General features: G+C 63.8%; 13 protein-coding genes. 6 read left to right on the top strand and 7 right to left on the bottom strand.

The genetic code is table 11. The features are described 5' to 3' along the window. Positions 1 to 43: 43 nt before the first annotated feature. From VCK47_RS14355 to VCK47_RS14340, 4 genes are all read left to right on the top strand, one after another. Positions 44 to 748, top strand: coding sequence for a DUF2306 domain-containing protein (locus VCK47_RS14355; protein WP_322892295.1), 705 nt, complete (start codon positions 44 to 46; stop codon positions 746 to 748). Continuing rightward, positions 745 to 1677, top strand: coding sequence for an aldo/keto reductase (locus VCK47_RS14350; protein ID WP_322890196.1), 933 nt, complete (start codon positions 745 to 747; stop codon positions 1675 to 1677). Before VCK47_RS14355 ends, VCK47_RS14350 begins: the two co-directional genes overlap by 4 nt. Then, positions 1674 to 2744 (top strand): FAD-dependent oxidoreductase, encoded by a 1071-nt coding sequence (locus VCK47_RS14345; protein WP_322890197.1) that lies wholly within the window; start codon positions 1674 to 1676, stop codon positions 2742 to 2744. Before VCK47_RS14350 ends, VCK47_RS14345 begins: the two co-directional genes overlap by 4 nt. A 137-nt stretch (positions 2745 to 2881) precedes the next feature. Continuing rightward, entirely contained in the window at positions 2882 to 3109 is a 228-nt protein-coding gene (locus tag VCK47_RS14340) for a hypothetical protein (protein ID WP_322890198.1), read from the top strand. On the opposite strand, the gene VCK47_RS14335 is transcribed toward VCK47_RS14340, so the two are convergent. The 3 genes from VCK47_RS14335 to VCK47_RS14325 all read right to left on the bottom strand — a co-directional run bounded on the left by VCK47_RS14335 (position 3106) and on the right by VCK47_RS14325 (position 8009). Continuing rightward, entirely contained in the window at positions 3106 to 5598 is a 2493-nt protein-coding gene (locus tag VCK47_RS14335; RefSeq protein WP_322890199.1) for an FAD-dependent oxidoreductase, read from the bottom strand. The two genes, VCK47_RS14340 and VCK47_RS14335, sit on opposite strands and share 4 nt — an antisense overlap. A 105-nt stretch (positions 5599 to 5703) precedes the next feature. Continuing rightward, a complete protein-coding gene (locus VCK47_RS14330; protein WP_322890200.1) occupies positions 5704 to 6915 on the bottom strand; it encodes a hypothetical protein in 1212 nt (403 codons plus the stop codon). 107 nt (positions 6916 to 7022) lie between these two features. Beyond that, positions 7023 to 8009, bottom strand: a complete 987-nt coding sequence (locus tag VCK47_RS14325) for a D-glycerate dehydrogenase (protein WP_322890201.1) — start codon at positions 8007 to 8009, stop codon at positions 7023 to 7025. A 107-nt stretch (positions 8010 to 8116) separates the two neighbouring features. Between VCK47_RS14325 and VCK47_RS14320 the strand changes: the two genes are divergently transcribed. Beyond that, positions 8117 to 8647, top strand: a complete 531-nt coding sequence (locus tag VCK47_RS14320; RefSeq protein WP_322890202.1) for an SH3 domain-containing protein — start codon at positions 8117 to 8119, stop codon at positions 8645 to 8647. 45 nt (positions 8648 to 8692) lie between these two features. Next, positions 8693 to 9601: a cation diffusion facilitator family transporter gene (locus VCK47_RS14315; RefSeq protein WP_322890203.1), complete on the top strand. Its 909-nt coding sequence runs from the start codon at positions 8693 to 8695 to the stop codon at positions 9599 to 9601. A gap of 66 nt (positions 9602 to 9667) precedes the next feature. On the opposite strand, the gene VCK47_RS14310 is transcribed toward VCK47_RS14315, so the two are convergent. From VCK47_RS14310 to coaBC, 4 genes are read right to left on the bottom strand one after another with little or no spacing between them, the layout of a single operon-like run. Then, positions 9668 to 11689 (bottom strand): M3 family metallopeptidase, encoded by a 2022-nt coding sequence (locus VCK47_RS14310; protein WP_322890204.1) that lies wholly within the window; start codon positions 11687 to 11689, stop codon positions 9668 to 9670. Beyond that, positions 11686 to 12753 (bottom strand): molybdopterin-synthase adenylyltransferase MoeB, encoded by a 1068-nt coding sequence (locus tag VCK47_RS14305; protein ID WP_322890205.1) that lies wholly within the window; start codon positions 12751 to 12753, stop codon positions 11686 to 11688. Before VCK47_RS14305 ends, VCK47_RS14310 begins: the two co-directional genes overlap by 4 nt. Further along, positions 12750 to 13205, bottom strand: a complete 456-nt coding sequence (dut, locus tag VCK47_RS14300; protein ID WP_322890206.1) for a dUTP diphosphatase — start codon at positions 13203 to 13205, stop codon at positions 12750 to 12752. Before dut ends, VCK47_RS14305 begins: the two co-directional genes overlap by 4 nt. Further along, a complete protein-coding gene (gene coaBC / locus VCK47_RS14295; RefSeq protein WP_322890207.1) occupies positions 13202 to 14395 on the bottom strand; it encodes a bifunctional phosphopantothenoylcysteine decarboxylase/phosphopantothenate--cysteine ligase CoaBC in 1194 nt (397 codons plus the stop codon). The genes dut and coaBC overlap by 4 nt, the downstream gene beginning before the upstream one ends. Positions 14396 to 14431 lie beyond the last annotated feature (36 nt).

The raw sequence follows: 14431 nt of genomic DNA, 5'->3' as shown, positions 1-14431 counted from the left end.
TGCCGCAGGATGTCAACCGCCGCACAGAGCGACGCAACACCTTGTGCCGTGGCCGATCGCAGCTATCCTTGCGATCATGGGCAGGGCGTATCTTCAGACTGGCGGGCTTTTACTGGTGATGCTGCTGGCCGCGCCTTTTGTTTTCTATGCCGCCGATTTCGGTCGGGACGGCTTGCGCGGCACGATGGACGCACCGCATTACCTGTTCTCGGCAAGCGCCCCCGCCAATGCCGGTATCTTTTCGCATATGCTGCTGGGGGCCGCGATCACGCTGCTGGTGCCTTTGCAACTGATCCGGCCTTTGCGCGTGCGCCTGCCCGCGCTGCACCGCTGGACCGGGCGACTGTTGACGCTGGCGGCAGGGATCACGGCGCTGGGCGGGCTGGTCTATATCGCCTTACGCGGCACGATTGGCGGGGCGGTGATGGATGCAGGCTTCACGCTTTATGGCGCGCTGATGCTGCTGGCGGCGGTCCAGACCTATCGCCATGCCCGCGCGCGGCGCATCGCGCAGCACAACGCTTGGGCGCTGCGGCTTTTTTGGCTGGTGTTGGGGTCGTGGCTTTACCGCGTGCATTACGGGCTGTGGTATCTGGCGACGGACGGGCTGTGGTCCACGCCGGAGTTCACGGGTGCCTTTGATCTGGTGCAGAATTTCGCCTTTTACCTGCCCTATCTGATCGGGGTCGAGATTTACCTGCGCCGCCGCTTTCCATCGCCCGAGGGCCGTGCCAAGCTGCGCGCATGAATGACCTGACCACACCGGACGGCACCCCCGTCTCCCGCCTGACATTCGGTACGATGCAATTCGGTGGCAAGGCCGATGCAGCCGAAAGTGCGGCCATGTATGACGCCGCGCGCAGCGTTGGCATCAATCATTTCGACACGGCGGTCCGCTATACCGAGGGGGCGGCGGAAAAGATCCTTGGCCAGTTCATCAAGGATGAACGTGACAAGATCTATCTGGCGACCAAAGTCGGCTATACCGGCGGGTCAGGGCGGGCCAATATCCTTGCGCAATTCGACATCTGCCGCAGCCAGTTGCAGCAGGATCAGGTCGATCTGCTCTATCTGCATCGCTTCGATGACGCCACGCCGCTGGAAGAAACCTTTGCCACGATGGCTGACCTGCAATCGCAGGGGCTGATCCGGCAGATCGGCGTGTCCAACTACGCCGCTTGGCAGGTGATGAAAGCGCAGGCTGTGGCGCGCAGCCTTGGCACAAAGATTGATGTGATGCAGCCGATGTATTCGCTGGTCAAACGGCAGGCCGAGGTCGAGATTTTCCCGATGGCGCAGGATCAAGGCATCGCGCTGGTGCCCTATTCGCCTTTGGGTGGCGGGTTGCTGACGGGCAAATATGCCAGCGGTGGCACGGGGCGGCTGACGGACGATCCACGCTATGCCGTGCGCTACGGGCAAGGCTGGATGCATGACACGGCGACCCGCCTGACAGCACTCGCCCGCGACGCAGGCACGGACCCCGCAACACTTGCCGTGGCATGGGTCATGACCAATGGGGCGCGGCCATCGCCCATCATCTCGGCGCGGTCACTGGCGCAGTTGCGGCCATCGCTCGCAGCGGCGGATTTCACGATGTCACCAGCACTTTATGATGCGATCACCGCACTTAGCCCCGCGCCGCCACCCGCCACCGACCGGCTGGAAGAAGCATGATTGATTTTCTCGTCATTGGCGGCGGTGTCGCAGGCCTTTCCGCCGCAGCGCGGCTGTCAGCCTTGGGCAGCGTCACCGTGCTCGAACGCGAGAATGCGCTCGCCTATCACGCCTCCGGCCGCTCCGCCGCCTTGTTCGAGGAACATTACGGCAAGCCGTCGACTGTCGCGCTGAACCGTGCGAGCCTTGATTTTCACCGCAGCGCCGATGTGCTGTCACCGCGCGGGTTGATGCTGGTCGGCAGCGCGGCCGAGGCCGATCTTTTCGCCGCCGACGTCGTCGCGATGCAGATGCCCGAGATCACGATGGATGAGGCTTTGGGCCTGATCCCCGTGCTGAACCCCGCCCATGTGGACCGCGCGGCCTATGATCCGGGTGCGTGGGACATCGACACCGACAGGCTGATCCAGACATTCGCGAAAACCGCGCGCGGCAATGGCGCGCAGATCGTGACGAAGGCCGAGGTGACGGGGATCACGCGCACCGCGCAAGGCTGGGCTGTCAGCACAAAGGCTGGCGATTACGAGGCGCGTAAACTGGTCAATGCCGCTGGCGCGTGGGTCGATGTGATCGCCGCGATGGCGGGGGTCGCCCCCTTGGGGTTCCAGCCATTGCGCCGGTCAATGGCGCGGATTCCTGCACCTGACGGGCATGATGTCCGCGCCTGGCCGATGGTCTTTGGCGCGGGCGAAGGTTGGTATGCCAAACCCGACGCAGGCGCGCTGATCGTCTCTCCCGCCGAGGAAGACCCCACAGCCCCCCATGACGCTTATGCCGATGACATGGTGTTGGCCGAAGGCCTTGCGCGGTACGAGGCCAACGTCACCACACCTGTCACCCGCCTGTTGGCGTCTTGGGCGGGGCTGCGCACATTTTCGCCGGATCGCGGCCTTGTATTGGGGCCGGACCCCGCGCATCCCGGTTTCATCTGGTGCGCGGGGCAAGGCGGCTACGGGATGCAATCCTCGCCCGGTGCCAGCCAACTTCTGGCCGATCTGGTCGGCGGCACGCGCCCTGCCATTGATGCCGGCATGGTCGCGGCTTTGCTGCCGGACCGGTTTCGATAAATATTTTCGCCCCCGGTCATGCCACCCTTACAAAGCGCAGATCCACCGCTTACCTGCACGCGATGAACCGCAAACGCGACCGTATCCGTGCCCGATTTGACCGACAATATCGCAAGATAGCGCCGCATGTGCCGGGTATGGCCCGCATCCGCAAACCCGGCTGGATGATTGCGCGGATCGTGCTTGGCGTCGCGTTCATCCTCGGCGGATTTCTGGCGATCCTGCCCGTGTTTGGTCTTTGGATGATCCCGCTTGGCCTGCTGCTGCTGGCCATCGACGTGCCCGCCCTGAAAGGCCCCGTCACCAGTATCCTGATCCGGGGCCGCAGGCGGATTGATCTTTTGCGGCGGCGCTGGCGGGGCTAGCCGTCAATCCTGATCGCCGCGTTCTGCGGATCATAGGGGCTGTCCTCGACGATCTCGGCAGGCCAGAGCTGGTCCAGCATCTTGACCTGCAGCTGCGTGCCGACAACCGCCATTTCAGGCTTTACATAGCCCATGCCGATGGATTTGCCGAAAGCCACCGAATAGCCACCCGAGGTCAGACGCCCCACACGGGTGTCGCCATGATAGAGCGCCTCGCGGCCCCATGGATCGGCATCATCCGGCCCGTCGATCAGCAGGGTGACGCATTTGCTGCGGATCCCCTTTTCCAGCATCGCCGTCTTGCCGTGGAAATCCTTGGACAGGTCCACAAAGCGCGGCAAATCAGCCTCGAGCGGGGTCGCGTCGCGGCCCAGTTCGTTGCCAAAGGCGCGGTATGATTTTTCCTGCCGCAACCAGTTTTGCGCGCGCGCGCCGACCAGTTTCATGCCATGCTCAGCACCGGCCTTTTCCAGCAGATCGAACAGGTAATTCTGCATCTCGATCGGGTGGTGCAATTCCCAGCCCAGCTCGCCGGTATAGGCGACACGGATCGCATTCACGGGACACATCCCCAGTTCGATCTTTCGCGCCGACAGCCACGGAAAGCGTTTGTTCGACAGCGCGGTCGCGGGGTCGGCGTCCTTGATGACAGCGGCCAGCACATCGCGGGATTTGGGGCCGGCGATGGCGAAAACGCCCCATTGTGTGGTCACATCCTGCGCATTGATGCGGCCGAAGGTGGGTTCCATATCCTCGATCGCCTTGAACAGGTAATCCTGATCGTAGGCAGTCCAAGCCCCGGCAGAGACGAGGTAATAATCATTTTCGCCGTTGCGGACGATGGTATATTCGGTGCGCGTCGTGCCATGGGCGGTCAGCGCATAGGTCAGGTTGATCCGGCCAACTTTCGGCAGTTTGTTGGTGGTGAACCAGTCCAGAAACGCCGTCGCCCCCGCGCCAGTGATCCGGTGCTTGGTAAAGGCGGTGGCGTCGATCAGGCCAACGCCTTCGCGGATCGCCTTGGCCTCTTCCACCGCATATTGCCACCAGCCGCCGCGCCGGAAGGACCGGCTGTCATGGTCGTTGAACCCTGCGGGGGCATAGTAATTGGGCCGTTCCCAGCCGTTCACAAAGCCGAATTGCGCGCCGCGTGCGGCCTGGCGGTCATAGGCGGGCGATGTGCGCAGGGGGCGGCAGGCGGGGCGTTCTTCATCCGGATGGTGCAGGATGTAGACGTGGTCGTAGCATTCCTCATTCTTGCGGGCGGCAAATTCGGTGGTCATCCAGTTGCCGTAACGCTTGGGGTCAAGCGATGCCATGTCGATCTCGGCCTCGCCCTTCACCATCATCTGGGCAAGGTAATAGCCCGTGCCACCAGCGGCGGTGATCCCGAAACTGAACCCTTCCGCCAGCCACATATTGCGCAGGCCGGGCGCCGGGCCGACCAGCGGATTGCCGTCAGGGGTGTAACAGATCGGGCCGTTAAAATCGTCCTTCAGGCCAGAGTTTTCGCAGGACGGAATCCGGTGGATCATCGCCATATACTGTTCCTCGATCCGTTCCAGATCGAGCGGGAACAGATCGGCGCGGAAACTGTCCGGCACACCGTATTCAAACACGGCAGGCGCGTTCTTTTCGTAGACGCCCAAAATCCAGCCGCCGCGTTCCTCGCGCACATAGGACTGCGCGTCGGCGTCGCGCACCACGGGGTGTTCGACATTGCCCTCGGCGCGGAACTGCACCAGCGCGGGGTCCTGATCCATCACGATGAATTGGTGTTCGACGGGGATCGCGGGGATCTTGATGCCAAGCTTTTTCGCAGTCGTCTGCGCGTGGTTGCCACTGGCGGTGACGACATGTTCGGCGGTAACGACGATCTGTTCGTCGGACGGCACCAGATTGCCGCCTTTTTCCACCATCTTGGTGCAGGTCACTTCCCACGCGTCACCGTTCCAGTGGAACGCATCGGCCTGCCATTTGCGCACGATCTCTACCCCGCGCTGGCGGGCACCTTTGGCCATCGCCTGCGTCACATCGGCGGGGTTAATGTAGCCATCAGTGTGGTGATACAGCGCGCCTTTGAGATCGTCGGTGCGGATCAGCGGCCATTTCGCCTTGATCTCGTCGGGGGTCATCCAGACGTAAGGCACGTCGCAGGTCTCGGCGGTTGAGGCATAGAGCATGAATTCATCCATGCGCTCCTGCGTCTGGGCCATGCGCAGGTTACCGACGACGGCGAAGCCTGCGTTCAGGCCGGTTTCCGCCTCCAGCGATTTGTAGAAATCGACCGAATATTTGTGAATATGCGTCGTGGCAAAGGACATGTTGAACAAGGGCAGCAGACCCGCCGCGTGCCAGGTGGAGCCCGATGTCAGCTCGTCGCGTTCCAGCAGCATGACATCATCCCATCCGGCCTTGGCCAGATGATAGGCGATGGATGTTCCCACAGCACCGCCACCGACGACCAATGCTTTGACTTGCGTTTTCATGCTGACGATTCCCTCGGCGCTGCTTTGGGTGCAATCTGCTTGAAAGCCGCAACGCACGTCAGAACCAGCCGACGCCTTGTCGTCTAATTGCGACAGCGGGCCCGTCTAGTTGCCGCCGACGACGCAGCGCCGCACGCCATTCTGCAAGGTGCAGGTCTGCACGCTGAAACCGCCCTGCGCGGCAGGACGTGCTCCCGTTTCATCCGCCGCACTGGCGACGCCCGTTTCGGGCAGCCGCGCGACAAGCGCCAGCACTTCGGGGGCGATCTCGTATCCGTTGGCCAGATAGGCCGCAAGGCTTTGCTGTGACGTGCCGGGTTTGCCGACTTCGGACAGGACGTAGTATTCGTGGCTGTTCCATGCGCGCCCGCTGTTGGCCATCAGGCGGGCATTGGCGCGCGCAGCGTTTTCCGCGCTGCCATCTTCAAGCAATTGCAGCACATCACCCCGGATCACATCGAGACTGGGGTAATTGACCAGCAGGCCGGCCATGTCGGTGATCTCGAATGTCGCGATCCGTGTCACAAGTTGCTGGTTGAGCGGGTCCAGCGGTTTACCGTCGTTCAGCATCGCCATCGCGCGGTAGGCAGGTGTCGGGCGCGGTGGTGCGTCCGACAAGGGACCCGCCGCGCGGGGCACAAAGCCAAGACCTGCCAACACGTCGCCCGACGGTTGCGGCAAGCGGTCGTTGACGGCCGCGAGATCGAAACCGTCCAGCAAGGCGGCAAGGGCTGCGTCGCTGCTGTTGGTCAGAATGGAAATCGCGACGGTGTCGGCGACCTCGGGATCGCCGACCGTGGCGGTCAGATAGCGGTAGTTCACGGGCACCGGCACGGCGCTGCCATCCACGCTGGACTGGCGCGGGCTCACATGGAACGGCACGGCCTCCAGTGATCCGAAAACCTCCAGCGCGGGGGCCGGCTCGGTTTTCGCCGAAGCGTAACCCAGCCTCTCGGCGAAACTGGTGCGGCGCGGCACGAACGTCACGGTCTGCATGCGCAGGGCGATCATTTCATCGCCGGACCGAAAGGTCGTAGCAACCCCGTCATTATTGCCAAGCCGTGCGCTTTCGAAGGCGAAAAGGATGTCGTTCGTGGTGGTCGCTGCGACTGGCGCAGGATCGAACGGCGCGCCGCTAATCGCCTCGCCATCCGCGGTCTGATAGGGGGCCGCATCCCAGCCGGCGGGCGGCGTGATCGTGACAGATTGCAGACTGCGGGCAAAGGTATAGCTGTCCAGACCCTGCTTGAAAAAGAACAGGATGGCGGCCGCAAAAACGAGGATGAACACACCAAGAACAGGAAGCAGGACGCGCATGACGCTGAACCCCTTTGCAAATACGTTTCATGTTGAAAAACAAAGAAAACGCCGCGTCGGGGATGGTCCCAAAGTCGGGCAGAACTGGTTGTGCTGTCAGATTAGCGTCATAACATGCTGGGCACAACCAGATCCGGCGGGCGATGCCCATCGGCGAAGGTCTTGATATTGAGGATGACTTTCTCGCCCATCTCGATCCGGCCTTCCAGCGTGGCAGACCCCATATGCGGCAGCAGGATCGCATTGGGTAGTTCCTTCAGACGCGGGTTGATCAGGTGCCCGCGCTCGAACACATCCAGCCCCGCGCCTGCGATTTCACCCGCGCGCAGCATCCGCGTCAGGGCGTTTTCGTCGATCACCTCGCCGCGGGACGTGTTCACGATCACAGCAGAGGGTTTCATCAGTTTTAGCCGGCGTGCGTTCATCAGATGGAAGGTGGACGGCGTATGCGGGCAGTTGATCGACAGGATGTCCATACGCGCGACCATCTGATCGAGGCTTTCCCAATAGGTCGCATCCAGCGCCTCTTCCACTTCGGGGCGCAGGCGGCGGCGGTTGTGGTAATGGACCTGCAGGCCAAAAGCCGCCGCACGGCGGGCGACCGCCTGCCCGATCCGGCCCATGCCAAGAATCCCAAGACGCCGCCCCTTGATCCGGCCACCCATCATCGCGGTGGGTGTCCAGCCTTGCCATGTGTCCGATTGCGCCAGCCTGATCCCCTCGCCCATCCGGCGCGTCACGCCAAGGATCAGCGCCATCACCATATCGGCGGTGTCATCGGTCATCACGCCGGGCGTGTTGGACACATGAATGCCGCGCTGGCGTGCGGTGGCGACATCGATATGGTCCACGCCTGCCCCGTAATTGGCAATCAGCTTGAGCTTGTCACCCGCGCGGGCCAGGATTTTCGCATCGATCTGGTCGGTGATCGTTGGGACCAGCACATCGGCGGATTGCATCGCATCGACCAGTTCATCCGGTGTCATCGGCGCGTCAGTATCGCGCAACTGCACGTCGAACAGTTCCTTCAGCCGGGTTTCGACCTGCTCTGGCAATTGTCGCGTCACGACAACAGTAAGATGCTTTCCTGGCATGGTTCGTCCCTCTTGGCTTTTCAAATCCGGTCCTGCGTGGCAGGTTGCTCCAAAGGGACGCGCAGCACAAGAACGGCGCGCCCGAAACGGGCAGTAAAAGGCAGAAAATGAACAGTTTCGTCCGGTGGTCCCGCACATTGCGCCTGGCCCTTTGTGCCGTGCTGCTGGCCGGTGCTGCCGCTGTCGCGCAAGAGGCCAGCGACGGTCCTGCGATCGGGCCGGAAACCAACCTGCCGGTGCCGCGGTTCGTGTCGCTGAACGCGGGCGAGGCCAATGTGCGCCGTGGCCCGTCGCTGTCGCACCGGATCGACTGGGTGTTCAAGCGTCGCAACATGCCGCTGCAACTGGTCGCGGAATACGGCCAGTGGCGGCGCGTGATCGACCGCGACGGCCAGGGCGGGTGGATTCATTACACGCTGCTTTCGGGCGCGCGCACCGTACTTGTCAACGAAGCCACCACCGCCTTGCGCGCCCGCCCCGACCCGAGCGCGACCGAGAACGCCATTCTCGAACAGGGGGTTATCGCGCGACTTGGCCGATGCGAACCGGACTGGTGCCAGCTGAACGCGGGCGGCTATCGCGGCTGGGTGCCGAAATCCGACATCTGGGGCGTCACACCGGAAGAATTGCGCGACTAAGCACTGCGCATTGCCAGCGGTAGCCTGATTGCCTAAGCACCGCGCATGAGCACGCCAAACGACACCCGCCTGAACCTGTCCGCCGGGCTTTTGTCCGTGACGGTCGCCGCTGTGCTGGTCGCGGCCAAGCTTTGGGCGCTGGCGGAAACCGGATCACTTGCGGTCGCGGCGACGCTGGCTGACAGCGCGCTGGACCTGATGATGTCGCTGGGCGGTCTGGCCGCCATCGCCTATGCCGCCAAACCCGCCGATGACGACCACAACTTTGGTCATACCTCGGCCGAGGATCTGGCGGCCTTGGGGCAGTCCCTGTTCATCCTTGTCTCGGCCGCTGTGATCGCGGTGGCCGCCGTGCTGCGGCTGCTCGACGACACCACGGCCATGCCGCAATCCGAAGGTTTCGGGATGGCGGTCATGGTGTTTTCCATCATCGTGACGCTGGGGTTGGTGACGTGGCAGCGCCATGTCGCGCGGCGCACAGGCAACAAGGTCGTGCTGGCCGACAGCCTGCACTACATGGGGGATCTGATCCCCAATATCGGGGCGATTGTGGCACTTTGGGCCTCGGCGCGGTTCGGGCTGTTCCAGATCGACAGTGTCGTGGCGCTGGGGGCTGCGGCCTTTCTGGCGGTCGGTGCGCTGCGGATCGGCAAGGGAGCGTGGGACGCGCTGATGGACCGGCAGGCTGATCCTGCGATGATCGCGGGCATCCGGCAGATCGTGGAAGGCTGCGACGGCGTGCACGGGCATCACGACCTGAAAACCCGCGTTGCGGGCAGCCGTGTCTTTGTGAACCTGCATATCGAGCTGGATGGCGCGCAATCGCTGGATGCCGCCCATGCCATCGGCGCGCGCCTGCGCCGCGAAATCATCGCAGCCTATCCGCGCGCCGATGTGCTGATCCACAAGGACCCGGTCGGCGTGGAACGGCATCCCGACGATCCGCGCCGCTGAGGCCGCAGGGGGCGCTGCCCCCGCCCCTGTCGGGGCTCCCCCGGGATATTTGGGCTCGGAAGATGATCAGGCGGCCAGACCGCGGCCTTTCAGCAAGGCATCAACCCCCGGCATCCGGCCCCGGAAAGCGGTGTAGAGATCGGCGGCATCGACCGATCCGCCTGAGGACAGCACCGTCTGTTGCAGCTTGGCGGCGGTGGCGGGATCGAAAGGATCGCCTGTTTCCTCGAAGGCGGCGAAGGCGTCGGCGTCCATCACCTCGGACCACATATAGCTGTAATAGCCGCTGGAATAGCCGTCGCCGGCAAAGACATGCGCGAAATGCGGGGTCGCATGGCGCATGCCGATGGCGCGCGGCATCCCGATTTCGGCAAGGATTTCCGCCTGCCGCTGCATCGGATCGGCGGGGGCAGGCCCGTCATGAAAGCCCAGATCAACAAGGGCCGAGGCCACATATTCCACCGTCTGGAAACCCATGTCGTAATTTGCAGCCCCGAGCATCCGGTGCAGCAAATCGGCAGGCATTGGCGCGCCTGTGTCGGCATGGGTCGCGAATTCGGACAGGACGGCGGGGACACCAAGCCAGTGTTCGTAAAGCTGGCTGGGCAATTCCACGAAATCGCGCGCGACAGAGGTGCCGCTGATGCTTTCATAGGTCACATCTGACAGCATCTGGTGCAATGCATGGCCGAATTCGTGAAACAGCGTGCGCGCGTCGTCGTAGGACAAAAGCGCGGGTTTGCCCGCCTCGGGTTTGGCGAAGTTGCAGACGTTGATGACATGCGGGCGGATATCGCCTGTCAGCCGCTGTTGCGACCGCATCGCCGAACACCACGCGCCGGACCGTTTCGATCCGCGCGCGAAGTAATCGCCGATAAAGACCGCGACATGCTGGCCGTCGCGCGTCACCTCCCACATCCGCACATCCGCGTGGTAGACAGGGCCGTCGATCGGGGTGAAATCCAGCCCGAAGAGCCTGTGCGCACAGGCGAAAGCCGCGTCGATCATCCGGTCGAGTTGCAGGTAGGGTTTGAGTGCGGCTTCGTCCAGATCATGGAGCGCGCGGCGGCGCTTTTCGGAATAATAGCGCCAGTCCCAGGGTTCCAGCAGCCCTGTGTGACCATCCGCGTGCAACATCTGTTCGAGTGTCGCAGCATCGGCCTCGGCGGCGGCTTTGGCAGGGTGCCAGACCTGCATCAACAGATCGCGCACCGCCGCAGGATTGCCTGCCATTTCGGTTTCCAGCTTGAAATCGGCAAAGCTCGCGTAGCCGAGCAGCGCCGCCCGTTCCTGCCGCAAGGCCAGCGTTTCGGCCGCAATCGCGCGGTTGTCAGTCGCCCCGCCATTGGCCCCGCGTGCGCCCCAGGCGAGGTATGCCTTTTGCCGCAGATCACGGCGCGCGGAAAATTGCAGGAACGGCACGATCAGGGACCGCGACAGGGTGACGACCGGACCGTCCGCGCCTTTTTCAGCCCCTGCAGCACGCGCTGTCGCCAGCACGAAATCGGGCAGACCGTCCAGATCATCGGGGCCCAGCGGCATGAACCAATTGCGTTCATCGGCCAGCAGGTTCTGAGTGAATTGCGTGCCCAGCACCGACAGCCGCGATTTGACGGCGCGCAGGCGGGCGGCGGCGTCGCCTTCCAGCAAAGCGCCCGAGCGCACAAAGCCGCGCCGCGTCAGCATCAGCACGCGCTGTTGTTCGGCGGTCAGGTCGAGCGTGTCGCGCGCGGTCCAGAGCGCCTCGACCCGCGCGAACAGCGCCTTGTTTTCAGAAATCTCGGAGGAATAGGCGCTGAGCAAAGGCGCGAAATCGCGCTGCAAGGCTTCGCGCGCGGGGTTACTGTCGGCCCCTGCAAGGCTGTAGAACGCGCCCAAGACGCGGTTCAGCGTGGCATCGGCCTGTTCCAGCGCCTCGATCGTGTTGGCAAAGCTGGGCGCTTCGGGATTGTCCGCAATGGCGGCGATATTGGCGCGGGACAGGGCCAATGCAGCATCGACCGCAGGTGCAAAATCATCATCCGCGATGGCGGCGAAAGGCGGCAGGCCAAAGGGTGTGTCCCAGTCGGTCAACAGGGGATTGGTCATGGCGAAACTCCTTTGGATGGTGTCAGACCCTTGCCCGCGCAGACGGCGCAATCGGGCCGTGGCTTGATCGTGATGGTGCGGGTCTGGGCGTAAAGCGCGTCGTAGATCAGCAACCGTCCGGCAAGGCTGTCACCCGCCTGCGTGATCTGTTTGATCGCCTCGACCGCCATCATCGCGCCGATGACGCCGGGCAAGGGGCCAAGCACGCCCGCCTCGGCGCAGGAGGGGACCAGCGCGGGGTCGGGCGCTTGCGGGAACACGCATGCGTAGCAGGGTGTGCCATGCGCGGGATCGTAGAGGCTGATCTGGCCTTCCCATTGCGTCAGGGCGGCGGCGATCAGCGGGATGCCCTGTGCCACGGCGGTTGCGTTCACCAGATAGCGGGTCGCGAAATTGTCGCTGCCGTCCAGCACCAGATCGTAATCGGCAAACAGGTCGGCGGCGACATCCGCGGTCAGGCGGCGGTGATAGGGGCGCACGGTCACAAACGGGTTCTGCGCCACCATCGCGGCGGCGGCGGAATGGACCTTGGGCATGCCGATATTCTTGTCGGTGTGGATCACCTGCCGCTGCAGGTTCGCGTTCTCGACGCTGTCATCGTCGATCACCCCGATGGTGCCGACACCGGCGGCGGCCAGATATTGCAGCGCGGGCGCGCCAAGCCCCCCTGCCCCCACGACCAGCACGCGCGCGTCGCGCAAAGCCTTTTGCCCCGGCCCGCCGATTTCGCGCAGCACGATATGGCGGGCATAGCGGTTCAGTTCTGAGTCCGAAAAGCTGCCGGGTCTGGCGGCGGGGGCTGCGACGGGTGTGACCCGCGCGCGCAACCGGGCAAGGCCACGGCGATAGGCGGCGACGATGAAACCGAAGGCGATCAGCAGCCCCCAAAGCCGCGCATCACCGCCTGTCGCCATGCGCAAAGGGTGGCCCGCAGGCAGCACCACATGCAGCATCATCACACCCACCAGCAGGATGCCCAGCATCGTCCAGCGCGCCTGATGGGGCGCTTTCATCGCGATGCCGATCCCCCAAAGGGCGGCGGCCATGGCACCCACCATGATCATGTGCCGGTGGACCCGAAACCGCCAGCGCCGCGCGCCGTATCTGACAGATCGTCGACCAAAGCGAAGCTCGCTTGCACGACGGGGGCCACGACCATCTGCGCGATCCGTATGCCATGGGTGATGGTCACACTGTCCATGCCGTGGTTGATGACGATCACCCCGACCGGCCCGCGATAATCGCTGTCGATCGTGCCCGGGCTGTTGAGCAGGGTCAGCCCGTGGTTCAGCGCAAGGCCAGAACGCGGCCTGACCTGCACCTCGAACCCTGCGGGGATATCCATGCGCAGGCCGGTGGGGATGAGCATCCGCGCGCCGGGGGCGAGGATGCGCGGCTGCCGGTCCGCGAAATTGGCGCAAAGATCGGCACCCGCGGCACCGGCCGTCGCATAGGCAGGCAGGCCGAGCGTGGTGTCGGCCCCCTCGTCCCAAAGCAGGCGGATCTGCGGTGTCATGTGATCGCCTGCGCGATGCGTTGGGCCAGTTGGCGCGCGACCTCATCCTTGGTCATGCGCGGCCAGCTTTCGGCACCCTGATCTGTGATCAATGTCACCGCGTTCTCGGACCCACCCATGATGCCGGTCGCGGGCGAGACATCATTTGCAACGATCCAGTCGCAGCCTTTGCGCAGCCGCTTGGCGGTGGCATGGGCGATGACATCATCGGTTTCGGCGGCAAACCCCACGACCAGCGGCGGGCGGCCTGCGCCCATCTGCGATACGGTCGCCAGAATGTCGGGGTTTTCGGCGAATTCCAGTTGCGGCAGGCCGGACGCGGTTTTCTTGATCTTGCTCTGGCCTGCGTTGGCGACCCGCCAATCCGCAACAGCGGCGGCAAAGATAGCCGCGGCGGCGGGTTTTGCGGCCTGCACGGCGGCCAGCATCTGGGCGGCGGTCTGCACGCGCACCACATGTACGCCGTCAGGCGGGGGCACATCGGCAGGGCCGGTGATGAATGTCACCTCTGCCCCAAGTCCCGCCAGCGCGCGGGCAATCGCCGTGCCTTGTGCGCCGGATGACCGGTTCGCGATATATCGCACGGGGTCAATCGGTTCATGCGTAGGGCCGGACGTGACAAGGATATGCTTGCCTTTCAGCGGACCATCGGCAAGTGCGGCACCTATTGCGGCGATGATCTGCGGGACTTCGGCCATCCGGCCGGAGCCGAATTCGCCGCAGGCCATGACACCTTCATCGGGACCGGTCACCAGCACGCCATCGCCTTGCAACGTCGCCAGATTGCGCTGTGTCGCGGGGTGGTTCCACATCCGCACATTCATCGCAGGCACGATCAGCACGCGCTTGTCTGTCGCCAAAAGCAGGGTCGAGGCCAGATCATTCGCCAGCCCGCCCGCCATTTTCGCCATCAGATCAGCAGTGGCAGGAGCCACGACCACCAGATCGGCAGCGCGGGACAGTTCGATATGGCCCATCTCGGCCTCGTCCGTCAGGTCGAACAGGTCTTGATAGACCTTCGATCCCGCCAGCGCCGACAGGCTGAGCGGAGTGACGAATTCCGCCCCCGCCTTGGTCAGCACAGGCGTCACGCGTGCGCCCTGATCGCGCAAGCGGCGCACAAGGTCGAGCGATTTGAAAGCGGCGATGCCGCCGCCCACGATCAGCAGAATATGTCGCCCCGCCAGCATGGTCTTTCTCCGGTCAATTCCAGTCGGACCTTAGGG

It is taken from the genome of Yoonia sp. 72 (assembly GCF_034652275.1).
GTDB lineage: Bacteria > Pseudomonadota > Alphaproteobacteria > Rhodobacterales > Rhodobacteraceae > Yoonia.
Note: the sequence above shows the minus strand (reverse complement) of the source record. Positions and strands in the feature narration are given on the sequence as shown.